Raw genomic sequence first — 22,611 nt, forward strand, 5'->3', positions numbered from 1 at the left:
TATTAGGATTAAAAGTAGCTTTAAGGGGCTATTAAAGTAGTATTTAAATGAATTTGCTCTTTAATTCTTCTGTAGGTATCATGCAAGCCTCCTTTTTACCGTACCATTTGTATCGATTTGCAGCAACAAAATCGTATACGATATTTCTAAAGGATTCTGGTAGCCATAGTAAAATAGAAGATACGGTACTAAGTCCTTTCAAATCCTTGCCAATTTCGAGGGCAGCTGTTGATTTGGTGTAGTAAGCAATGTTAAGCTCTATTAGAATAATGGAATCGATTTCATTAGTATCAATATTACGTTCGTCTAATAACTTTTTTCCTGTTTCGCTTTGTATGGCAGCATATCTGAAAATGTCATTTTCATCTCGCTTTATAGCAAACTGAACACTGCTGTTGCATAAGTTGCAAACACCATCAAAAAGAATGATTTTTTTATTTGAATTCACATTGTAAAATTAAAACAATTTTTAACCAACATCTCACAATATTTATATAATAAAAACCTCATTGAATATTCCAAAATATGTTGCAATGAATACTATGGTTAGTTTTAAAAGTTTCGTTTAAATCGTATACGATTTTATATAACTACCTGTAATAGAGCGTTATTTCTTCCTTTCAACCATTTCAAGCTGGTCTACACTTACGTTGGTAGTAAATATGCCGTAATTAACAATAGCCTTACCTTTTTCAAGAGAATCTATACTGCCCACGGCCTTACCGTCTAACATGCGAACACGGTCACCTATATTAAAAACTGGTCTTGGTTTGTTTCTTTCCTTAAATATGGCTTTCTTCTTTTCTACCTTCTTTTTCTCTCGAATAACCTTTACCTCTTTTTGAACTTCTTCAGCGACTTTGGCTTTTTTAACACGCTCTGCCTTGGCTTGATTAGCGGTTTTCTTCTTTCTTTTACTATTCTCGGTTTCAACGATTCTCAATAGTTCAGAAACTAAAGGACGTTTCTTGTTATCTTGAAAATACTTATCGGCAGCAACATTTACTTTGTTGCCCAATTGTATCATACGTTGGTCATGGTCGTAAAGCTCTTGATAGTTTTCGAGTTTAGATTTGATTTTAGCGTTCAGCTTTTCTAATCTTTCGTTTTCTTCTCTTGCTTTTGTTTCCTCTTCTTTTAACCTTGACCCAGTTTCAGCCATTTTACTACGCTCCTTCTGTAATTTGGCAATGGTAGCATCGAAACGAACCTTGCCACGTTCTATTTTCTTCTTCGCTTTATTGATAAGCGAGTAGGGGATTCCGTTCTTCTGCGCTACCTCAAATGTAAATGAACTACCGGCTTGCCCTAAAATCAGTTGAAATGTAGGTTCTAATGTTTTACCATCAAATAGCATATTGGCATTGGTGACATGTGGTAATTCATTGGCCAAGGCTTTTAGATTTGCATAGTGTGTGGTAATAACGCCATATGAGCCTCTTTCGTAAAAGACTTCTAAAAAGGCTTCAGCCAGGGCACCACCTAATTCGGGATCACTACCGGTACCAAATTCATCGATTAGAAAAAGGGTGTTATGATCACAGCGCTTTAGAAACTGGTTCATGTTCTTTAAGCGGTAACTGTATGTACTTAAATGATTTTCAATACTTTGGTTATCACCAATATCCGTTAAAATCTTTTTAAAGAAGCAAACTTCACTTCTTTCATGTACCGGAATCAGCATTCCGCTTTGAAGCATTACTTGAAGTAAACCAATGGTTTTCAACGTAATACTTTTACCACCTGCATTGGGTCCAGAAATAACTATAATTCTGTTTTCTTGATGCAATTCTATTGTTTGCGGATAGGTCTTTTCATTCTTGCGCTTATTATTCAAAAACAATAGCGGATGATAAGCATCTCGCAAAAACAACCTGTTATTTGAATTGATTTTCGGTAATAGAGCGTCAATATCTTCTGCGTGCTTGGCTTTTGCAGCGATAACATCCACTTGCTTTAAAAAATCTTGATAATCGCTTAAAAGCGCTCTAAATGGTCTTATCTGATTTGTTAGTTGCTTAAGAATACGTTGAACTTCTTCTTTTTCATCAAATTCTAGATTATTAAGCTCTCTACTATATTTCAAAGCTGCTTCAGGCTCTATATAAACAATGCTTCCAGTTTTTGATGTACCCATAACGGCACCCTTAACTTTCTTGCGATACATGGCTTTTACTGCTAAAACACGTCTATTCTCTACTACAGATTCCCTGATTTCATCTAAATAATCAGATACTTGATAAGTGTTCAGGGCAGAGCCAAAGCTTTGACTGATTTTACCGCGAACCATATTTATTTGCCTTCTAATGCTAAATAACTCATCTGATGCGTTGTCTTTTACTTCACCAATGCGGTCAATGACATTATTGATCAAAATCGGAATTTCAGCGTTCCGCTCCAGTTTCAAGGCGAAATCATGGAATAACGGATAATACTCCTTGAACTTTTTAAAGAATTTTTGGTGTTGTGCAACAGTTGTGCAAATGCTTGCAATTCTTTTAAATCCCTGTAATTCTAAGGTTGTATTTTCAATCTTAAGAAGCTTTAGGTCAGCATTTATTGCATCGAAACCATGATTGGGAATTCGGTTTTCACTAATGAGAGAAGATAGGTATTCAGCTGTTTTGCCAAGTTCTACTTTAATAACTTCGTCAGTGATAAATGGTGCAATTTCTAATGCAGCTTCTTTACCTAATTCTGTATGACAACGCGCAGAAACTTGTTTTAATACAGAAGGAAATTCTAAGTCTTGTAATGTTTTGGAATGTATGTTAGCCACGTTATGTTTTAATGAGGTGCAAAGGTACGCATTGACAATGAAATTTTATAAATGAGAAAGTGCCGGACTCATAAAATGCAGTGCAAACACAAATTACTAATTTATGTTGGGTGAAATTAAACATAGTTCTAGGAATTTGGGTATTGTCTTACAGCAGGGTTAACAGTAACTTTGATATATAAAAAGAATGAGCATCATGGATATTGATTTGGTTAAGAGTTGGAAAGATCAGTTGCAGCCAGAATTTGACAAGCCCTATTTTAAAGATTTAATGCAATTCGTTGAACGTGAATATGAGGAGCATACGTGTTATCCAGAGTATGCTGATATATTTTCTGCTTTTAATCACTGTGAATTTGAAGACGCAAAAGTGGTTATCATTGGTCAAGACCCTTATCATGGTCCTAATCAAGCAAACGGTTTATGTTTTTCGGTCAAAGATGGTATCAAACATCCACCTTCGTTAATCAATATTTTTAAAGAAATTGAAAGTGATTTAGGTATTCCTTACCCAGAAAGTGGAAATCTTGAACGTTGGGCTAAACAGGGCGTTCTATTAATAAATGCTACGCTTACGGTAAGAGCCCATGAAGCTGGAAGTCATCAAAAACATGGTTGGGAAGTATTTACGGATGCCTTAATTTCAAAACTATCAGAAAATAGCGAGCATATTGTTTTTATGCTTTGGGGTGGTTATGCTAAGAAAAAGGCAAAACTTATTGATGCAGAGCAACATTATTTATTAACATCAGGTCATCCATCGCCATTAAGTGCCAATAGGGGATATTGGTTTGGAAACAGGCATTTTTCATCTTGCAATAAAATACTAGGTGATTTAGGCAATAAAAGTATAGTATGGTAAGTTAGATACTTATTATATGGTTTAAATTTTAGATTGTACTTTAGGGTACAATAGTGGCTAACAACTTAAATAACAGCTCAAATGAATAACTTAGAAAGGTTAAATACTATTTTACTGGTAGACGATGATGATGCAAGTAACTTCTTACATTCCATCTTTATCAATAAATTAGATATGGATGTGAATATCAATTCTGCTCTTAATGGTCAAGAAGCTATTGATTTTATTCTTGGTAAAGGTCAAGAGAAATTAGAATTGCCATGTATGGTCATGTTAGACTTAAGAATGCCTGTTATGGATGGGTGGCAGTTTATGGGTGCTTATGAAGAGTTGGTGCCTAAAAAACTAAAGGAACAGATTACTATTGTACTAGTTACAATTAGTGATAACAAAGAAGATAAAGAACATGCAATTGCTAACCAGTATATTGCTGATTTTGCTCAGAAACCTTTATCTGACGAAACTTTTAAAGCATTGATTCAAAAACATTACAGCCTAGCTGCAATCTAACATTATTTTAGAATTTCGGATACGGGAATTACTTTTTCAATTAGATTAAGTTCCTTCAGCGTATTTTGTACTTTAATTAATGTAGTTTCCGGTAGTTGTTTTTGGCTCCATTCGGTTATTTCTAGCCATTCTTGTATATCTTCTAACTTTTGATGGTATCTATTTGCTAACGTAGAATCAATACGGGGAATTTGTTTGAATTCAACCGTATACATGTTGATAATTTCAAGAATATGCTTTAAAATTCCCTCGTTTTCTTTCAAAAATGAATTTGTTCCGACCAATACAAAACATGGCCAAGGTGTAGGGCAGTTTCCTAAGTGCTTAAATACACCGCTATCTACTAATGGTTTTGTAGTAAAACGCTCCCACATAAAGTAATCTGCAGTTCCAGAAGACAAACCTTCAACAGCTCCATCAAGATTATTAATTAAATTGAATTTTAAATTTTCAGTGTCCCAGCCCATATTTGTAGCTTGAACGTAAGACATTAGGTGGCTACCGCTACCGTAACGGCTAATAGCAGCTGTAGTGTCCTTTAAATCATTTAGAGCGCTATATGAACTATTGGCGTCCACATGAATTCCCCATAGTAGGGACGAGGCAATGTATTCTTGAATAATTTTCACCTCATTACCTTCGGTTATACTTTTTACGATTCCCTCAGTTAAGATGATGGCTAAGTCAGTATCCTTATTTTTAAGCATTTCGCTCATTCTGCCAGTACCTTCAGGCACTTCTGTCCATGCTAAGTTTATCCCTCTTTCTTTAAAAGCACCTTCTTCGATGGCTAAATGCCAAGGAAGATTAAAATGTTCGGGTACACCAATAATCTTAACGGTTTTCATCTAATTTATTTTTAAGGTAATTGTAAATGGCATACTGAGAGCGTATATTTTCTTGACCAGGAGCTTGAGCAACCTTTTTATTAGAGTTTTCTAAATCTAATACACGTGCTTTTTGGTTATCATTTAGCTGTAGTGTTAGAATATGTTTTAACTCATCAAAAATATCTGGGTCTATTATAGGGGTCAGCACTTCAATTCTTCTATCTAAGTTTCGGGTCATCCAATCTGCAGAACCAATATACATAAGTTCGTCTCCACCATTTTCAAAATGGTAAATTCTACCATGTTCTAAATAACGATCCACAATATTAGTGATGTAAATATTATCTTTCATTCCTTTACTAGGGTCATCGTTAGCAGTTAAGTAACAGCAAAAGCCTCTAATTATAAGGCGAACATCAACACCGGCGTTAACTGCTCTGTATAAAGCCCTAATCATATCAGAGTCTTCAAGACTGTTCATTTTAGCGGTGATAGCAGCTTTTCTACCTTCGCGAGCAGCATTGATTTCGTTCTGAATAAGATTTAGAAAGGTAATTCTAGTGGTAAAAGGTGAAACCAATAAGCTTTTCAACTTTGGGACTATAATTTTTCTTTCTAAAACTTGAAACACCTGACCTAAGTCTTTCGTAATTTTTTTATCAGCAGTAAAGAGTCCGTGGTCACAATATATTTTAGAGGTTTTGGCATTGAAATTACCAGTACCTATGTAGGCATAACGTTTTACTTTATCTTCTTCGTTTCGGTAGACCATTGCTATTTTAGAATGCACTTTTACTTGTGGTATACTAAAAATCACTTTGGCTCCTTTCTCTTCAAAAATACGTCCCCATTTAATATTATTGGCCTCATCGAATCGAGCTTGGGCTTCAACAAATAGAGTAACTTTTTTGTTGTTATCTAATGCTGTTAAAATAGCGTCTGCAAGCGAAGACGACTTTGCAATGCGATAAATAGTCATTTTTATAGCACTTACCTGGGGGTCTGTAGCTGCTGTAGTCAAAAATTCTTCGACTACTTTAAAGTCCTGATACGGAAAATGTACCAATTGGTCTTTTTTTGAAATACTTTCAAAGATATTTTTGGTATAAGATAATTCTGGATGTGGTAATGCCGGTTTTTCGTGGTATTGTAAATGTTCCGTGCCTTTTGGAAGTGGAAAAGAAAAGAAGTCGGATAAATTGTGATACGCCCCACCGGGAGACAAATCTACCGAACCCAATTTGAAATCCGATTTTAAAGCATCTATTAGCCAGCTAGGCATAGTTTCATCGTAAAGAAGCCTTGTGGCTTGTCCTGATAAGCGTTTATCTAGAGAATTGTATATTTTTTCTACCAATTCAATATCAGAGTAGTCGTCTTCTAAATACAATTCAGCATCCCTAGAAAGTTTGATAGAGTAGCAGGCATCAATTTCTTTATTGGGCAATAACTTTTGAATGTTCAACCTAATAGCATCATCTAAATAGCAGAATTGATGACCATCGCCTGGTAAAACTATAAAGCGATCTTGGTTTTCTGTAGGTATCTCGACAATACTGTATTTATGGTCAGAATGTGTAACCGCTAGATAAAGAGCCCCATCGGTTAATTCTAAGTTTTCTTTATGTACTGAACAAAATTCTTTAATACTTTCATCAAAAAGCGATTCTAAGAATTGTTTTTGTTCGTTTGTAAAATTAGATGTGTTGCGAACATAAATATTATGTTCTTCAAGTTCAGAAATGGTCGCTTTAATTGCTTTACCGAACTCAACTTTTTGCTCATTGATAGTTTTTAAAATATGTTGTAACGTGCTATTAGCTTTAAACATTAGTTTCTTTCGAAATTTTTTGTCTAGATGCTTGATTTGGCGAAGTTGAGCAACACGTACTTTAAAGTACTCATCTAAGTTAGAAGAAAAAATGGCCAAGAACTTTAATCGCTCTAATAATGGCGTGTCGGTACTTTTAGCTTCAAACAAAACGCGTTCATTGAAATAGAGCCAATTAATATCTCTGTGCTTCAGGTTGTCTTTTTTCATGATAAGATTTGCGTAAAAATAAGAAGTACAATAGTAAAATACTGTAAATGTATGTTAAGCCAATCGTTTCAAGCAAAATTCAATGAGTTTATCTACAGATTCGGTAGGTGTAATGGAAAATTCCCCAGTCGATCTATTGGCTAAAATACAATTTAGAGATACGGCTTCATGACCAAGAAGTTGGGCCAGGGCATAAATACCCGAAGTTTCCATTTCTAGATTGGTCAATTTTAGATCATTGTAACTAAAGGTGGATAATTTCTCCATCAATTCCATTTGACTGGGCTTTATTCTCAATTGACGCTGTTGTGGTCCGTAAAAGCCCGTATTTGTTGCAGTAAAACCTAATCGTATACGATTATCGCTAAACAATTCTCCTAACTTTTCAGAATAAGAGAGTACATATGGTCTTGCTTTATAGGTGTCCCAAGAAGTATGGTTGATAAATTCATCTTCTATCTTAGGATAGTTAATTTCATCATGCTCGTAGAAATGTAAAAGTCCGTCAAAACCGATAGAATATTTACTAATCAAGAAAGAATCAATCGGAATATCTGGCTGTATGGCACCTGTAGTTCCAATTCTAATGATATTTAAAGAAGTATGATGTTCTTTAAGCGTTCTTGTCTTGAAGTCGATATTTACCAAAGCATCTAACTCGTTTAAAACGATATCGATGTTGTCCGTTCCGATTCCTGTAGAAATCACTGAAATACGTTTACAATTTAAATGACCAGTATGTGTATGAAATTCACGCTTGCCCTTTTTAACCTCAATAGTATCAAAATGTCTAGATACTTGATGCACCCTATCTGGGTCGCCAACGGTTATAATGGTGGTTGCAATATCTTCTGGTAATAAATTAAGATGGTAGATACTACCATCATCATTGATGATAAGCTCAGCAGGCTTTAGTTGCATGCTATAATTTTAAAATTCGGTTTGTACTAGTATTATAAAGGAAATTGTACTTCAAAGCGCCTCCTAAATACACATCATTGTCTTGTATGCAAGAATAATAGCTGGTTTGACCATCTAAAATCTCTTTGCCTTTTTTAGAAATACGCACAGGGTTTAAACTAGTTATTAATGGTTTTAACCTCGTTAAAGCACGATCATACTGTGTATTAGAAAAACCTAAGTTGCCTTGATTTTTAAGTAAAACATCGATGTACTCAGTTTTAGATTTTGGTTTCCTGTCTATAGCAAGCTGTAAAATGGTATTTTCCATTTCATTTAAACCGTTGTTAATACTAGGAAAACGTTTTAGATGCGATTTTACAGCATCACCAAGATAATCGAATTGGTAATCGTTAAAATCAGTAAGGTTTTCTAAACGAATCGGATTATTACTGCAGTATAATTGCCAAACATAATCAGCATACTCGGTATCATCTTGTGTTAATACCTTTTTATTCTTGTATAGACCTAATAATTGGTCATCGGTAAGCTCATTAAGGCTGTACATTTTATCTGTACCATCTTCTTTGCCACTGCACACTAAAGATATTTGAGCATATTTTCTGTGTGTTAATAGCCAGCTAATAACGGCAAGCATATTCACCTGACAAAAAAGATCATACTCGAACCAAAGAACGATATGATCTTGTTGTTTGTGGTTACAAAGAGACCTATATTCTTTAAGGGTCTTTTCGATAAACCAAGATTTTGAAACTTTATAGTTTTTATGGAGAAACTCAAAACGAGCTTTCCAAAAGGTTTCTGAACCAACATTAGGTGGTGTTTGTCCTTCACATAGCATTTCACGCCAAGTGATGACGTCGCCATCTAAGTTTAATTTTTGAAGACGTTCGGTGAAAACATCTCCATTGGTAATGTGCAAGAGAGAACTCATACCAGGTTTGATTTTAGTTTGATTAGATTAAAAATAATACTAATAACAACGTTAAAAAATTATTTAACAGAAAACAAATGGAACTTTTAATGTAGTGTTTTTTGCTAAATTATCCACCTACACGTTTGACAGAGAAGCCTTTGTCTTTCAATATGCTCATAATTTTGTCTCTGTAATCTCCCTGAATTATTATTTTGCCATCTTTAAAACTACCACCAACACTCAATTTTGTCTTTAATTCTTTAGCTAATTTCTTAAAATCTTCATCGGCACCAGTGTACCCTTCCAGAATTGTAATGGGTTTGCCTTTTCGTTTTTCGTACTTGCAAATGATAGGGTCATCTTGAAGCCAAATAGGATTATCCGCTGTTTTTTCGATAGGAGTTTCCTCTGGTTCGTGCTCTGGAAATAGATTTTTTAACTGGTCTTTAAGATCCATATAGACTATTTTTTGATTAATCCTAAATCGATTAATCTTTCATGTAAAAATTCACCTGCAGTTATATCTGTATACAGTTTAGGGTGTTCATCATCAATACAGTTGTCTAAACAATTTAAAGACATTTCACTCACCGGATGCATGAAAAATGGCACAGAATATCTTGAAGTCCCCCATAATTCTCTTGGCGGGTTCACTACTTGATGTATGGTAGATAATAATTTATTATTGGTTAGTCGAGAGAGCATGTCGCCAACATTTATCATCAATTGATCAGGTCTCGCGATAGCATCAACCCATTCGCCATCATGGTTTTGAACTTGAAGTCCTTTACCATGAGCACCCATTAACAAGGTAATTAAGTTAATATCGCCATGCGCTGCAGCTCGTACTGCATTTTTAGGTTCTGAGGTAATAGGTGGGTAATGTATAGGACGTAAAATTGAATTTCCATTTTTAATATAATTATCAAAATAGAATTCATCTAAATTTAAATGCAAAGCCAACGCACGTAATACGTATCTCGCTGTTTTCTCTAGCATTTTATAGGTTTCCTTACCTACTTTATTAAATTCAGGTAGTTCTTTGACCATTACATTGGCAGGATATTCTTTTTCCAGTTCATCATTATCCTCAACATATTGGCCAAAATGCCAAAACTCTTTTAAATCGCCCTCTTTTCTTCCTTTGGCATGTTCTTTACCGAATGAGGTATAACCACGTTGCCCGCCTATACCTTCAATCTGGTAACCGTCTTTTACATCTTCGGGTAAATCAAAGAATTCTTTAATTTCACTATATAATGTATCCACTAATTCTTCAGACAAAAAGTGACCGCTTAAAGCAACAAATCCGATTTCTTCAAAGGCTTTTCCAATTTCATTAATAAATTTCTGTTTTCTTTTTGGGTCTTCCGAAAGAAAATCCGACAAATCAACACTAGGTACTAAGCTCATATTAAAAAGATTTTACGTAAAATTAATAATTATTGTCGATTTAATAGCGTTGTTGTATTCTATACTTTCTAGATACATTTTTGTTACATTTATAATTTAATATCCAAAACTGACCTAATCAATGAATTATACCGATTTTAAAGTAGCTAAAGATGTTAAGTTAAAGCTTTATAAATCAATGCTTAAACCTCGAATGGTAGAGGAGAAAATGTTGATTCTATTACGACAAGGTAAAATCTCTAAATGGTTTAGTGGTATTGGTCAAGAGGCAATATCTGTTGGTGTTACTTCTGCCTTAAACAGCGATGAGTACATATTACCTATGCATAGAAACTTAGGTGTTTTTACAACAAGAGATTTACCGTTGTATCGATTATTTACGCAATGGCAAGGAAAAGCAAGCGGATTCACCCAAGGTCGCGATCGTAGCTTTCATTTTGGTACTCAAGAGTTTAAGATTGTAGGTATGATATCTCATTTGGGTCCGCAATTAGGTGTTGCAGATGGTATAGCCCTAGCACATAAATTAAAAAATGAAAAGAAGGTAACCGCTGTTTTTACAGGAGAAGGAGCTACAAGTGAAGGTGATTTTCATGAAGCTTTGAATGTAGCTTCGGTTTGGAGTTTACCCGTACTTTTCTGTGTTGAGAACAATGGCTACGGATTATCAACACCTACTAACGAACAGTTTAGATGTGAGAACATCGCGGACAAGGGAGTTGGCTACGGAATGGAATCTCATATCATTGATGGCAATAATATTCTCGAAGTGTATTTCAAAGTAGCTCATTTAGTTAGGGATATGAGAATTAACCCGAGACCGATCTTGTTAGAATTTAAGACTTTTCGCATGCGCGGGCACGAAGAAGCTAGTGGTACAAAATATGTGCCTCAAGAGCTTTTAGATACCTGGGCAGAGAAAGATCCATTAGAGAATTTTACTCAATATTTATTAGGTAAGAACATATTGACAGATGAAAGTATAGCAAAGTATAAAGCAGATATTCAATCTGAAATCGATGAACATTTAAAAATCGCATTTGCTGAAGAGGCAATTACACCTGATCAAAGCAAAGAATTAAGTGAGGTTTATCAAAAATTTGATTTAAAAGAAGTTGAACCTAGTAAATTTATCACAAATATTCGATTAGTAGATGCTATCTCGGAAGGATTAAGGCAGTCGATGAAGAAATTTGACAACCTCGTTATCATGGGTCAAGATGTTGCCGAGTATGGTGGTGTCTTCAAAATTACCGATGGCTTTGTAAATGATTTCGGTAAAGAGCGTGTTCGTAATACGCCTATATGTGAATCGGCAATTGTATCTGCTGCAATGGGCTTATCTATAAACGGAATGAAGGCGGTTATGGAAATGCAATTTGCAGATTTTGCAAGTAGTGGCTTTAATCCAATAGTAAATTATTTAGCTAAAAGTTTTTATAGATGGGGAGAGAATGCAGATGTTGTAATTCGTATGCCTTGCGGTGGCGGAGTATCTGCTGGTCCGTTTCACTCACAGACAAATGAGGCGTGGTTTACCAAAACTCCCGGTTTAAAAGTAGTATACCCAGCATTCCCGTATGATGCAAAAGGATTGTTGGCAACTTCGATAGAAGATCCAAATCCAGTTTTGTTTTTTGAACATAAAGGTTTGTATAGAAGTTTGTATCAAGAAGTGCCCGTTGATTATTACACCTTGCCATTAGGTAAAGCTAGTCTTTTAAGAAAAGGTGATCAAATAACCATTGTTACTTATGGCGCAGGCGTTCATTGGGCTATAGAAACATTAAAAAAGAATACAGAAATACGTGCAGATCTATTGGATCTACGAACGTTACAACCATTAGATGTGAAAGCAATTTACGATTCGGTAAAGCGAACGGGTAAGCTAATTATATTACAAGAAGACAGTCTATTTGGTGGCATCGCCAGTGATATTTCAGCAATGGTAATGGAAAATTGTTTTGAGTATTTAGATGGCCCTATAAAAAGAGTGGGTAGTTTAGAGACTCCGATCCCTTTTAACACAAAGCTAGAAGAGCAATATCTGGCAAAGTCTAGGTTTGAATCTGATTTAAAAGAACTTATCGCGTATTAAGTAAATCCGTTAAGAAATATGTTAAAAGAGGTAATAGGTATTTATATTTAGCAGCATCTTTGCAATGTTATTTGGTCGAATAAATAGAATTAATCCATCCAAAAAATGACAAACAACGTATATAAATCAAACCTAAATTTTTTATTTATGAAAAAAATAATTTTACTATTTAGTATTGTACTTTTTATAACCTCATGTTCAGTGTCTAAAGATGCTCGAGGAAAAAGAAATTTACTAAGTGGCACATGGGCTTTAAATGATGTTTCCTTTGAAGGTAATACTGGTAATGTAAAAGCGGTATTATTCAATGACGTAGAAGATATATGTCTAGAAGGCAGCGAGTGGTTCTTTCGTGATAACAATAGCACTGGTAGATACACAATAAACCAATCTACATTTTGTACTGGTGGTGACCGTTATATTAGATGGTCGGTTGTAGAGCGTGAAGAAAACTACACAAGCCAGTTACAATTCAAATTTATCAACGAAAAAAATCAAGATATTTCTGGAGGTGCAGGTTATAGATTAAATATCGAAAACCTTACCGAATCGGCTATGACGTTAAAATCTAATGTCATGGTAGAAGGTGCTCCAATTAATGTTGTTTACCAATTCATTAAAAAATAAACCTACTTAAAATTTAAAATAAGCATATGAAAACAATGATATTACGTAGAACTAGTTACATTATCGCTCTTGCCTTGGTAATGAGCTGTAGTACTGTAAAAAACGCAAATAAAACACAAAAAGGAGCGGTTATAGGTGCTTCAGGAGGTGCTGTAATTGGTGGAATCTTGGGGAACAATGTTGGTAGCGGTAATAATACGGCTCTTGGTGCTATTTTAGGTGCTGCAATAGGTGGTGCTGCCGGTGGTTATATTGGAAATAGAATGGATCGTCAAGCAGAACGTATTGAAGAAGAAATACCTGGTGCAGAAGTAAAGCGTGTTGGTGAAGGTATCAACGTAACGTTCAATGAAGAAGCTGGTGTGTATTTTGATACCAACAAATCTAATGTTCAAGGAACATCTGCAGTGACACTAGATAAACTAGTAGGTATTTTCAAAGAATATCCTCAATCTAATATTTTAGTAGAAGGTCATACCGATAGTGCTGGTGCGGATGAGTATAATTTGAACTTATCTAAGCAAAGAGCAGAATCTGTAACGAACTATTTAATCAGTCAAGGTATCGACGCTAGTCGTTTTGATACGAAATGGTATGGTGAAACACAACCAGTAGGTGATAATACAACTACAGCCGGTAAAGCTAAGAACAGACGTGTTGAGTTAGCGATTGTAGCTAGTGAGTCTTTAAAACAAGAAGCACAAACACAAACGAACTAAGAGATACAAATTTTAGTATTGAGTTAAAATAAAAGCCCTGCACTTGCAGGGCTTTTTTGTTTTTGGTGTAACTTCCATGCAGTGAAAGAACACGGCATACTTATTATAGGAGGTGGACTAGCGGGATTAACAGCTGCTATTCATTTGGCTTCGGAAGGATTGGATGTCGCTGTGATTGAAATGCAGCAATATCCGCATCATAAAGTATGTGGCGAATATGTATCTAAAGAAATTGATCCGTATTTAAAACGGTTAGGAGTAGACCTAAAGGCAGAAGGGGCCAAAGATATTTCACAATTTCAAATAAGTACAGAAGACGGATTTATCGTTGAGACCGATTTGCCCTTGGGCGGATTTGGCATAAGTAGATATACGCTTGACAATTTGCTTTTTGAACGTGCAAAAGAGCTTGGGGTCATTTTTTACTTGGAGAAGGTCATAGCGACAGTATTTAAGAATGATATTTTCACTATTACTACCAAGTTTAATGCCTATTCTTCTAAAATTGCCATAGGAGCTTATGGTAAACGATCGGTCTTAGATAAGGATTTAGATAGGGCTTTCAGTAAGAAAAAGCAATCATGGTTGGCGGTAAAAGGACATTATGAACTTGAAGATTTTCAGGAAGATGTAGTTGCGCTGCACAATTTTAATGGCGGTTACGGCGGACTCTCAAAAACGGAAACCGGTGCGGTGAATTTTTGTTATCTAGTTAGTTATGAAAGCTTTAAAGGATATAAGGATATTCAAAGTTTCAATACTGAAGTAGTTGCAGAGAACCCGTTTTTAAAAGAGTTTCTATCAAATGCAATTCCTGTTTTTGAGAAACCTATGACCATTGCTCAAATAGCCTTTGACGAAAAAGATAACGTAGTCGATCATATGTTGATGTGTGGAGATACTGCTGGACTTATACATCCACTTTGTGGTAATGGTATGGCAATGGCTATTCATAGCGCTAAGATTGTATCTGAATTAATATCAAAATATGTTAATGAATCAGATTATAAACGTAATGACTTAGAAATTGATTACAAAAAGGCATGGTCAAAAGCTTTTAGTAAACGTTTATGGTTCGGTAGAAAATTACAGTCCGTCTTAATGAATAAAAGATTAGTTTCAATGGGAATTAAATCTGTCGGAAAATCAAAATCAATATTGAAGTTTATTATTTCTAAAACCCATGGAGAATTAATATCGTAATGGTAGATTTTACACAAAGAAGTTGTGAGGTAGAGATAATGGATACCTTTTCTGGTACGACTAATGAGCTAGAAACGATACTGCAAGATATTAATAGGGTAAATAGGTTGCTTGGGGGTTATAGTATAACCTTAGGTGCTGTTTTTGAGTTACTTGAGAAAAACAATAAAGAATCGTATACGATTTTAGATATGGGTTGTGCCGAAGGAACCATGCTTAGAAAGCTGGCATTAGCTGCAAGAAAGAAGAATGTAAAACTTAAATTGATTGGAGTTGATTTTAATGAACAAGGATTGCAATTAGCAAAGCAATACTCATCTGATTATCCTGAGATTAGTTACCTAAATACCGATATTTTAAAAACTGATTTTTCTGAATGGAATGTAGATGTGGTTATGACGACATTAACCTTGCATCATTTTACAGATCAAGGAGTAGTTGAGTTTGTAAATCGCTTTGTAGAAATAGCAAAGTTAGGAGTGGTTATAAATGATTTGGAAAGGAGTCCCGTTGCATATTATTTATTCAAGGCATTTAGTCTATTTTTTATTAGAACAGAAATAGCAAAGAAAGACGGACTGTTATCTATACGTAGAGCATTTAAAAAGGAGGAGTTACAGCATTTTGCCAGTCAGGTTAGCAACGTATCACACTATATAAAATGGAAATGGGCTTTTAGATATGTATGGGTCTTAAAAAAGAAATAAGTAGATTGAAGTTTAAGAATAGCTATGAATTATACAAGAATTGTTAGTGTTACAAAAGAGTTACCACCGTATTCTAGAAATACAAAAGATATTATTCCCCTTGTAGAGTTTTGGCTAAGTGGTCAAGAGGAACGCTTTTCTCGTAAGGTCGTTAAGATTTTTGAAGGTGCTGCAGTAGACAAAAGGTTCTCTATTATGCCACCTGAAGATGTATTTGTAACTACTTCTTTTGAAGATAAGAACAAAATTTATAGTGAAGAAGCCAAGCGAATGGGTACTAACGTACTTAGAAATGCACTTCAGAAAAGCAATTGGGAAGCTTCATCCATTGATTATATTATTACGGTAAGTTGCACAGGTATTATGATTCCGTCTTTAGATGCGTATTTGATAAATGAATTAGGGTTGCGTCAAGATGTGGTGAGACTTCCTGTAACAGAAATGGGTTGCGCTGCTGGAGTATCTGGGCTCATATATGCCCATAACTTCTTAAAATCCAATCCTGGTAAGCGTATTGCTTTGGTTTCTGTTGAGAGTCCGACGGCAACATTTCAACTAGAAGATTATTCTATGGCAAATATGGTAAGTGCGGCTATTTTTGGTGATGGCGCGGCTTGTGTACTATTATCATCCGAAGAAGATGCTGTAGGACCAAAAATAATAGGAGAAGAAATGTATCACTTTAAAGATGCTACGCAAATGATGGGTTTCGATTTAACCAATCATGGTTTAAAAATGATTCTTGATCCGGCAGTACCTGAAACGATATCGAATCATTTTGCCGATATCGTACATCCATTCTTAGAAAAGTATGGCAGTGATATTCAAAAGGTGGACCATTTAATTTTTCATCCCGGAGGAAAGAAAATAGTACAAACTGTAGAATCGCTTTTTGGTGCTTTAGGTAAAAATATTGATGATACCCGAGAAGTATTACGACTTTATGGAAACATGAGCAGTGCTACTGTTTTATACGTGTTAGAGCGTTTTTTAGAAAAGGATATAACAGCCGGTGAGCAAGGGCTGATATTAAGTTTTGGTCCCGGTTTCTCTGCACAACGCGTATTGATAGAATGGTAGCAAACTAAATAAAAATTATGAAAAATACCTATTGGGCTTTAATATTAGGCGGAAGTAGCGGACTCGGACTCGCTACGGCAAAGAAATTAGCTAGTCACGGTTACCATATTTTAATTATGCACCGAGATCGACGTGCAGCCATGGATGAGATTGAAAAAGGATTCGATGAAATTCGTGCCTTTGGAAATGAATTGATAGCAATGAATGTAGATGTATTGAATGCTGAAAAACGCGTAGATATCATTTCTAATATTCAGCAACAGTTACCAGAAGGGCATCAAATAAAAGTAATGATACATAGTGTCGCTAAAGGAACGCTTAAGCCCATGTATTCTGAAAGTAGACCAACCTTGGTCGATACCGATTTTAGAATCACTTTCGATGCCATGGCGTTGAGTTTGTACGATTGGACAAAAGCACTGGTTACCGCAAATTTATTTTCAGATGATACGCGTATAGTTTCTTTTACAAGTGAAGGAAATACGAAAGCATTACCAAATTATAGTGCTGTTTCGGTGGCTAAAGTAGCTTTAGAAGCACTAACCAGAAGTATTGCGTTAGAGTTTGCACCTATTGGTATAAAAGCAAACTGTATACAAGCAGGTATTACTATGACCAAATCGTTATCAATGATTCCCGGTTACGAGCGAATTAAAGAAAATGCCTTAAAAAGAAATCCGCAGAACCGTTTAACAACTCCCGAAGACGTCGCAAATGCAGTGTATTTGTTAACTATGGATGAAGCAAAATGGATTACGGGAACCGTCATAAAAGTTGATGGCGGCGAAAGTTTGATATAATATTTATCAGCTGATGAAAGAATCTTTTAATTGGATATTGAATAGATTGCCTTACACGGAACCATTTCTTTTTGTAAATGAGATTTCGCATGTAGATGATAAAGGTGCTGAGGGTACTTATAGGTTTTCATCCGATGCAGATTTTTATAAAGGTCATTTTAAAAACAATCCCGTTACGCCAGGTGTGATTTTGACAGAATGTTGCGCGCAAATTGGCTTGGTTTGTTTGGGTATTTTTTTATTGGGTGAAAAAACTAAATTGGAAAATATAAGTATAGGAATGAGTAGTTCTGAAATGGAATTTCTATTACCGGTATTTCCTGGAGAACGTGTCAAGGTGGTTTCAGAATTGGTGTATTTCAGGTTTCAAAAGCTTAAATGTGAAATAAAAATGTATAACGAAGATGATAAATTGGTCTGTAAAGGGATTCTAGCAGGCATGATAGGTGTAGCGAATGAGTAGACGTGTAGTTATTACGGGCTTAGGAGTATGTGCACCAAATGGTGTAGCTCTTACTGATTTTACAAATGCATTGTTAGAAGGTAAAAGCGGACTTCGGCATCAGCCAAATCTAGAAAAGCTAGGTTTTGGGTGTCAGGTTGCTGGTGAGCCATTGGTGAAAGACAACCTCATTGACAATTATTTTACCCCATTAGAGCGCAGAGGATTAAATGCAACGGGAATTGTATACGGAGTAATTGCAGGAATAGATGCTTGGAAAGATGCAGGATTAGAAAAGAATACGACCAACGAACCAAGTTGGGATTGCGGAATCATTTTTGGCACCGGTATTTTAGGGGTAGATAAGTTTAGGGAAGCCATTCATTTAATAGATGAAGGAAATGTACGTAGACTTGGTAGTACTTCGGTGATTCAGACTATGGCAAGCGGTATAAGTGCCTATTTAGGCGGATTATTAGGTTGCGGAAATCAAGTCACTACTAATTCCGCAGCTTGTACAACGGGTACTGAAGGTATACTAATGGCTTATGAGCGTATTAGTCAGGGAAAAGCAGAAATTATGTTGACCGGTAGTTGTAGTGATAGTGGACCGTATGTATGGGGAGGCTTTGATGCCATGCGAATTTTACCTCGCGGATATAACGACAATCCAACCAAGGCAAGTAGACCTATGAGTGCCACTGCAGCAGGATTCATTCCTGGTAGTGGAGCAGGAGCATTGGTGTTAGAGTCCTTGGAAAGTGCCCAAAAACGAGGTGCACATATTTATGCAGAAGTGTTGGGAGGTGAAATTAATAGCGGCGGACAATTAGGAGAAGGATCCATGACCGCGCCAAATAGTATTGCGGTGCAACGTTGCATACGAAATGCGGTGACTAATGCGGGTATTGATGCTTCAGATATTGATGTAATTAATGGGCATTTAACTGCAACTACGAAAGACGGGCTAGAAATAGAAAACTGGAGTAAAGCACTTGGGAGAAAGCATGACGATTTTCCGTATATCAATTCATTCAAGGGTTCGGTGGGTCATTGTTTGGCAGCAGCTGGTAGTATTGAAAGTGTCGCCACGGTATTACAGTTTGAAGAGCAGGTAGTGTTTAAGAATGTGAATTGTGATGATATACACCCAGAGATCTTAAAGCTGATATCTGATACCTGTATTCCGAGGGAAACAAAAAATCATGCTCCGAAAGTTATCGCAAAAGCAAGTTTTGGATTCGGAGATGTAAATGCTTGTGTTATATTTAAAGCGTTTTCAAAAGAAGAATCAAATTCAAAATAATACCAAAAGGTATTTTAATTAAACTTAAATATGCTTAAAGAAGAAAAATACCAGAAATTAAAAGATATTATTAAAATTTATCTTCCCGAAGACGTAGCGGTTACTGACATTGAGCAAGATAGTCACTTCATGAATAATCTAAATATCAATTCTGCAAATCTTGTAGATATTGTATTAGATGTAGAAGATGCTTTCGACATTCGCTTAGAAAATGATGATATGGATCAAATGCAAACTGTCAATGATGCCATGGCGATTATCGACGCCAAGCTAGCAGAAAAGTAACATCTCAAAATAGCTTTTAAAAGAACTATTCTTTATCCTTAATTAACATTGACGCTAAAATTCCCGATACTAAGGCAACTGAAATAACTGTTAAAGACACCCATTCTGGTAAATGTATGTAATGGGAGAATAACATCTTTAGTCCCACAAAGGCAAGAATAACGACCAAGCTGTAATTGATATACTTAAATTTTTCTAGCATTCTAGAAATTAGAAAATACATAGAACGCAAACCTAAAATAGCTAAGATATTCGAAGTAAATACGATAAATGGATCAGCCGTAATTGCTAGAATCGCAGGTATACTATCTAAAGCGAAAAGAATATCGGTAAGTTCAATTACAATAAGGGCAACAAATAGGGGAGTAGCAGCATTAATACCCATCCGTTTTACGAAAAAATTATGACCGTGCAGTGTCGATGTAACGGGGTATATTTTTTTAATCTGTTTAAAAACAAAAGAATTTTGAGGATCAAAATCATCGTCATCACCTTTCAGCATATTAAATGCAGTATATAAAAGGAATACACCGAAAACATAAATAATCCATTCAAACTTGGTAATTAGCGCAACTCCAAAAAATATCATTAATGCTCTAAATACAATCGCACCAAGAATTCCCCAAAATAATACACGATGTTGATATAATGGCGGAATTTTAAATGATGAGAATATAACTGCAATTACAAAAACGTTGTCAACACTTAGCGAAAGTTCAATAAGGTAACCGGTAATATACTTTAAAACCGCATCGTTAGGTGTTAGTCCTGTTGGGTTGGCAATAATTTCTGAACTGAACAACCAATATATAACACCACTAAAGGCAAATGCAACCGTTACAAAAATAGCAGTCCAGATTCCTGCTTCTTTAGATTTAATAACATGTTCATCTTTATGAAAAACACCTAAATCTAAGGCAAGGAATATTAGAACGAAGGAAATAAAGACAATCCAGACTATCATATATAAAATTTCAAGATGCAAAGGTATTAAAAATTGACTTTAACTATTTCAATTCTTTATAATGTTGGTGAATTAGCAATCGATTTACAAGTTCATCCTATTATATTACAAATTTGAATTATTATCACTTCATAGATCGATGTTTTAATTCAAAATTGTAACCTAAAAAAATTGAATCTAAAATTAGCGCGTATCCCTGTTAAAAAACAGAGGTTAGCAACTTTATTCAAATTAATAACATTGAAGTGTAATTGAATATTTTTATTTTTAAGTTATTGAAAATCAAATGTTTAAAATGGGTAATTCAGGATTATTGTATAAATTGGATTAACTAACTTCTTTATTCGATTAACTACTATTTTATTTCATATTCAAAGGAATATCGGATTTTTTATCTTAATTTTAAAGTAGAACAAGCTTTTAAAATGAAAAAACTAACCATTTTTTGTGGTTTTTTGCTATGCGGTATTTTAAGCATGCAAACTGCCCAGGCACAAGACTCTTTACACTCAAATGCTAGAGTAAAACAACGTATGTTATTAAATCAATTTGAGTCTGATTATGTACTGACCGCTTCTGAGCGTGTGGCATTAAAACAGAGTCGTATTGCATATCAATTGCGAATGAAAGAAATATTAGATACTATTAATATATCTGATTCAAGAAGAAAACGCTTACTACAAGAGTTGAAGAAAAACCCATTTTCTGAACGGGTTCAAACCGTGATCGCCAATCACACGGTTTCTGATGATACTATAAAACAATAAAAAAAATGCAGTCTAATAAGACTGCATTTTTGCTTTTCTTTTTTCCAATTGTCGTTGTAAATCTTCTATAGATGAAGCAATTGCAGCTTCAAAACTAGCAGAAGACGACTGTGCGAACAGGCGAGGACCTGGTGCACTCAAGCGTATATTACATACCATACCTGAATCGGGGGAAGAGGTATTCTCCTTTTTAAAGAAAACATCAGATCTTACGATAAAATCGAATTTATCCAATAATTTCTCTAATTTCTCAGCAGCCATTATTTCTAATCGGTTGCTTGCTTTTACATCGTCGTATTCAAAATTGATATTCATAAGCTAAAAGTTTAGTTTAAGGTACTCATTTCAATGATGCATTGCAATTAAAAAAATCTTAATAATTTCATTAATTAAGTTAAGAATTCCTAATCCTTTTGTTTCTATAAAGTTAGCAAAACCGGTACCAATTTAAAATTAAGTTAAACTTACACAAACATAATTTAAATATGCAGTCTTTATCTTAAATTGAAGTAGTTTTCCCACAATTATGTTTTTAAATCTACGGCTATGGAGAATGTACAGAATAAATCTATGTGTTTAGGTAAATTAGAGCGTTGTTACAATACCATACAGCAATTTAAGGTAAGAGTAGATTCTTATTTATATGAACCAAAAACTGTGGCCCTTTTTGAGGCGAAAACATATTTAAAGAATAAGATTTCAAAGCTTTCTGATGCTAATGAAAAGTTATTGAAATATATGAAGTCTTCTAAAGAATTAGTACCAGAGCAATATAAGCTGGTCAATCATCATATTAAGGAAACTTTTGAGCTCGAATTTGATTTTTTAGAGTATACCATGAGATTTAGACAACCCGTTTAACTACCTATATTTTAGTTTATTGGTCATATTTAATTTAATTTCCTGTTAAGTTTTCTGTTTTAAAGCGATTTAAAGAAAATGTCACTAATTTAGACGTAGAACACTAATGTTATTGATATGAAAATTTTTATGCGGCTAGCTATATGCTGCACATTTTTCTGTATAGGTATTTCGTACTCACAAGCGAACGATTCTACAAAAGTAAACTCGAAAGAAGAAGACGAAGGTCCGGTTATGTTTCAATTTGAACCTAATTATGAAACAGCTGTAATGCTTCATAGAGCTGCACTACAAGAAAAAATTAGAGGATTGGATACCTTAGATATTTCTGACCGTAAACGTCAACGATTAATCAAGGCATTATATAAAGAATCTCGAAACTTTAATTTTAAAAAGTCAGTTTTAGTAAATACTGAATTTGAAGAAGAAGAGTTTGAAGATTAAAACTTTGGTTTCTTGAAAATATTCTTTATTTTAAAA

The 22,611-nt window shown here is 34.8% G+C and carries 25 protein-coding genes; 15 read left to right on the top strand and 10 right to left on the bottom strand.

Features of this window, described 5'->3' with window-relative positions:
• Positions 1-43: 43 nt before the first annotated feature.
• Positions 44-448 (bottom strand): thiol-disulfide oxidoreductase DCC family protein, encoded by a 405-nt coding sequence (locus Q4500_RS10210; protein WP_303599567.1) that lies wholly within the window; start codon positions 446-448, stop codon positions 44-46.
• 159 nt (positions 449-607) lie between these two features.
• Positions 608-2,779 carry a DNA mismatch repair protein MutS gene (locus Q4500_RS10215; protein ID WP_303599568.1) on the bottom strand — a complete coding sequence of 724 codons (2,172 nt, stop codon included), beginning with the start codon at positions 2,777-2,779 and terminating at the stop codon, positions 608-610.
• Positions 2,780-2,975: 196 nt separating this feature from the next.
• Here Q4500_RS10215 and Q4500_RS10220 point away from each other — a divergent pair, with 196 nt between their 5' ends.
• Together Q4500_RS10220 and Q4500_RS10225 are read left to right on the top strand one after the other, a co-directional pair.
• On the top strand, positions 2,976-3,641 hold the full coding sequence (locus Q4500_RS10220; protein WP_303599611.1) for a uracil-DNA glycosylase: 666 nt from the start codon (positions 2,976-2,978) through the stop codon (positions 3,639-3,641).
• 81 nt (positions 3,642-3,722) lie between these two features.
• The gene (locus Q4500_RS10225) at positions 3,723-4,151 is read left to right on the top strand and encodes a two-component system response regulator (protein WP_303599569.1); all 429 of its coding nucleotides are present in this window, start codon (positions 3,723-3,725) and stop codon (positions 4,149-4,151) included.
• 2 nt (positions 4,152-4,153) lie between these two features.
• Here Q4500_RS10225 and Q4500_RS10230 read toward each other — a convergent pair whose 3' ends face one another.
• From Q4500_RS10230 to Q4500_RS10255, 6 genes are all read right to left on the bottom strand, one after another.
• Complete coding sequence (locus tag Q4500_RS10230) at positions 4,154-4,999, bottom strand: substrate-binding domain-containing protein (RefSeq protein ID WP_303599570.1); 846 nt, start codon at positions 4,997-4,999, stop codon at positions 4,154-4,156.
• Complete coding sequence (ppk1, locus tag Q4500_RS10235; protein ID WP_303599571.1) at positions 4,986-7,022, bottom strand: polyphosphate kinase 1; 2,037 nt, start codon at positions 7,020-7,022, stop codon at positions 4,986-4,988. Before ppk1 ends, Q4500_RS10230 begins: the two co-directional genes overlap by 14 nt.
• A 54-nt stretch (positions 7,023-7,076) precedes the next feature.
• The gene (locus Q4500_RS10240) at positions 7,077-7,943 is read right to left on the bottom strand and encodes a nucleoside phosphorylase (protein ID WP_303599572.1); all 867 of its coding nucleotides are present in this window, start codon (positions 7,941-7,943) and stop codon (positions 7,077-7,079) included.
• Between the two features lies 1 nt (position 7,944).
• Positions 7,945-8,877 (bottom strand): DUF1835 domain-containing protein, encoded by a 933-nt coding sequence (locus tag Q4500_RS10245; RefSeq protein WP_303599573.1) that lies wholly within the window; start codon positions 8,875-8,877, stop codon positions 7,945-7,947.
• A 109-nt stretch (positions 8,878-8,986) separates the two neighbouring features.
• On the bottom strand, positions 8,987-9,316 hold the full coding sequence (locus Q4500_RS10250; RefSeq protein WP_303599574.1) for a translation initiation factor: 330 nt from the start codon (positions 9,314-9,316) through the stop codon (positions 8,987-8,989).
• A 5-nt stretch (positions 9,317-9,321) separates the two neighbouring features.
• A complete protein-coding gene (locus Q4500_RS10255) occupies positions 9,322-10,272 on the bottom strand; it encodes an isopenicillin N synthase family oxygenase (protein WP_303599575.1) in 951 nt (316 codons plus the stop codon).
• Between the two features lie 121 nt (positions 10,273-10,393).
• Between Q4500_RS10255 and Q4500_RS10260 the strand changes: the two genes are divergently transcribed.
• The 10 genes from Q4500_RS10260 to Q4500_RS10305 all read left to right on the top strand — a co-directional run bounded on the left by Q4500_RS10260 (position 10,394) and on the right by Q4500_RS10305 (position 19,539).
• Positions 10,394-12,370 (top strand): thiamine pyrophosphate-dependent enzyme, encoded by a 1,977-nt coding sequence (locus Q4500_RS10260; RefSeq protein WP_303599576.1) that lies wholly within the window; start codon positions 10,394-10,396, stop codon positions 12,368-12,370.
• A gap of 147 nt (positions 12,371-12,517) precedes the next feature.
• Positions 12,518-12,997, top strand: coding sequence for a lipocalin family protein (locus tag Q4500_RS10265; protein WP_303599577.1), 480 nt, complete (start codon positions 12,518-12,520; stop codon positions 12,995-12,997).
• A 26-nt stretch (positions 12,998-13,023) separates the two neighbouring features.
• A complete protein-coding gene (locus Q4500_RS10270; protein WP_303599578.1) occupies positions 13,024-13,716 on the top strand; it encodes an OmpA family protein in 693 nt (230 codons plus the stop codon).
• A gap of 81 nt (positions 13,717-13,797) precedes the next feature.
• The gene (locus Q4500_RS10275; protein WP_303599579.1) at positions 13,798-14,919 is read left to right on the top strand and encodes an NAD(P)/FAD-dependent oxidoreductase; all 1,122 of its coding nucleotides are present in this window, start codon (positions 13,798-13,800) and stop codon (positions 14,917-14,919) included.
• Positions 14,919-15,626, top strand: coding sequence for a methyltransferase domain-containing protein (locus tag Q4500_RS10280; protein ID WP_303599580.1), 708 nt, complete (start codon positions 14,919-14,921; stop codon positions 15,624-15,626). The genes Q4500_RS10275 and Q4500_RS10280 overlap by 1 nt, the downstream gene beginning before the upstream one ends.
• Before the next feature lie 24 nt (positions 15,627-15,650).
• Entirely contained in the window at positions 15,651-16,706 is a 1,056-nt protein-coding gene (locus tag Q4500_RS10285) for a type III polyketide synthase (RefSeq protein WP_303599581.1), read from the top strand.
• Positions 16,707-16,723: 17 nt separating this feature from the next.
• Positions 16,724-17,506: an SDR family oxidoreductase gene (locus Q4500_RS10290; protein WP_303599582.1), complete on the top strand. Its 783-nt coding sequence runs from the start codon at positions 16,724-16,726 to the stop codon at positions 17,504-17,506.
• 13 nt (positions 17,507-17,519) lie between these two features.
• Positions 17,520-17,969, top strand: a complete 450-nt coding sequence (locus Q4500_RS10295) for a 3-hydroxyacyl-ACP dehydratase FabZ family protein (protein ID WP_303599583.1) — start codon at positions 17,520-17,522, stop codon at positions 17,967-17,969.
• Entirely contained in the window at positions 17,962-19,254 is a 1,293-nt protein-coding gene (locus Q4500_RS10300) for a beta-ketoacyl synthase (RefSeq protein ID WP_303599584.1), read from the top strand. The genes Q4500_RS10295 and Q4500_RS10300 overlap by 8 nt, the downstream gene beginning before the upstream one ends.
• 30 nt (positions 19,255-19,284) lie before the next feature.
• A complete protein-coding gene (locus Q4500_RS10305; protein ID WP_282049944.1) occupies positions 19,285-19,539 on the top strand; it encodes an acyl carrier protein in 255 nt (84 codons plus the stop codon).
• 25 nt (positions 19,540-19,564) lie between these two features.
• Here Q4500_RS10305 and Q4500_RS10310 read toward each other — a convergent pair whose 3' ends face one another.
• Positions 19,565-20,503, bottom strand: coding sequence for a TerC family protein (locus Q4500_RS10310; protein ID WP_303599585.1), 939 nt, complete (start codon positions 20,501-20,503; stop codon positions 19,565-19,567).
• 425 nt (positions 20,504-20,928) lie between these two features.
• On the opposite strand from Q4500_RS10310, the gene Q4500_RS10315 reads away from it, so the two are divergent.
• The gene (locus Q4500_RS10315; RefSeq protein WP_303599586.1) at positions 20,929-21,270 is read left to right on the top strand and encodes a hypothetical protein; all 342 of its coding nucleotides are present in this window, start codon (positions 20,929-20,931) and stop codon (positions 21,268-21,270) included.
• 12 nt (positions 21,271-21,282) lie between these two features.
• On the opposite strand, the gene raiA is transcribed toward Q4500_RS10315, so the two are convergent.
• Positions 21,283-21,585, bottom strand: a complete 303-nt coding sequence (raiA, locus tag Q4500_RS10320; protein WP_303599587.1) for a ribosome-associated translation inhibitor RaiA — start codon at positions 21,583-21,585, stop codon at positions 21,283-21,285.
• A 231-nt stretch (positions 21,586-21,816) separates the two neighbouring features.
• On the opposite strand from raiA, the gene Q4500_RS10325 reads away from it, so the two are divergent.
• Both Q4500_RS10325 and Q4500_RS10330 read left to right on the top strand, forming a co-directional pair.
• Positions 21,817-22,131 (top strand): hypothetical protein, encoded by a 315-nt coding sequence (locus Q4500_RS10325; protein WP_303599588.1) that lies wholly within the window; start codon positions 21,817-21,819, stop codon positions 22,129-22,131.
• Between the two features lie 129 nt (positions 22,132-22,260).
• Positions 22,261-22,575 carry a hypothetical protein gene (locus Q4500_RS10330; protein WP_303599589.1) on the top strand — a complete coding sequence of 105 codons (315 nt, stop codon included), beginning with the start codon at positions 22,261-22,263 and terminating at the stop codon, positions 22,573-22,575.
• Positions 22,576-22,611 lie beyond the last annotated feature (36 nt).

It is taken from the genome of Maribacter sp. 1_MG-2023, from assembly GCF_030547005.1.
GTDB lineage: Bacteria > Bacteroidota > Bacteroidia > Flavobacteriales > Flavobacteriaceae > Maribacter.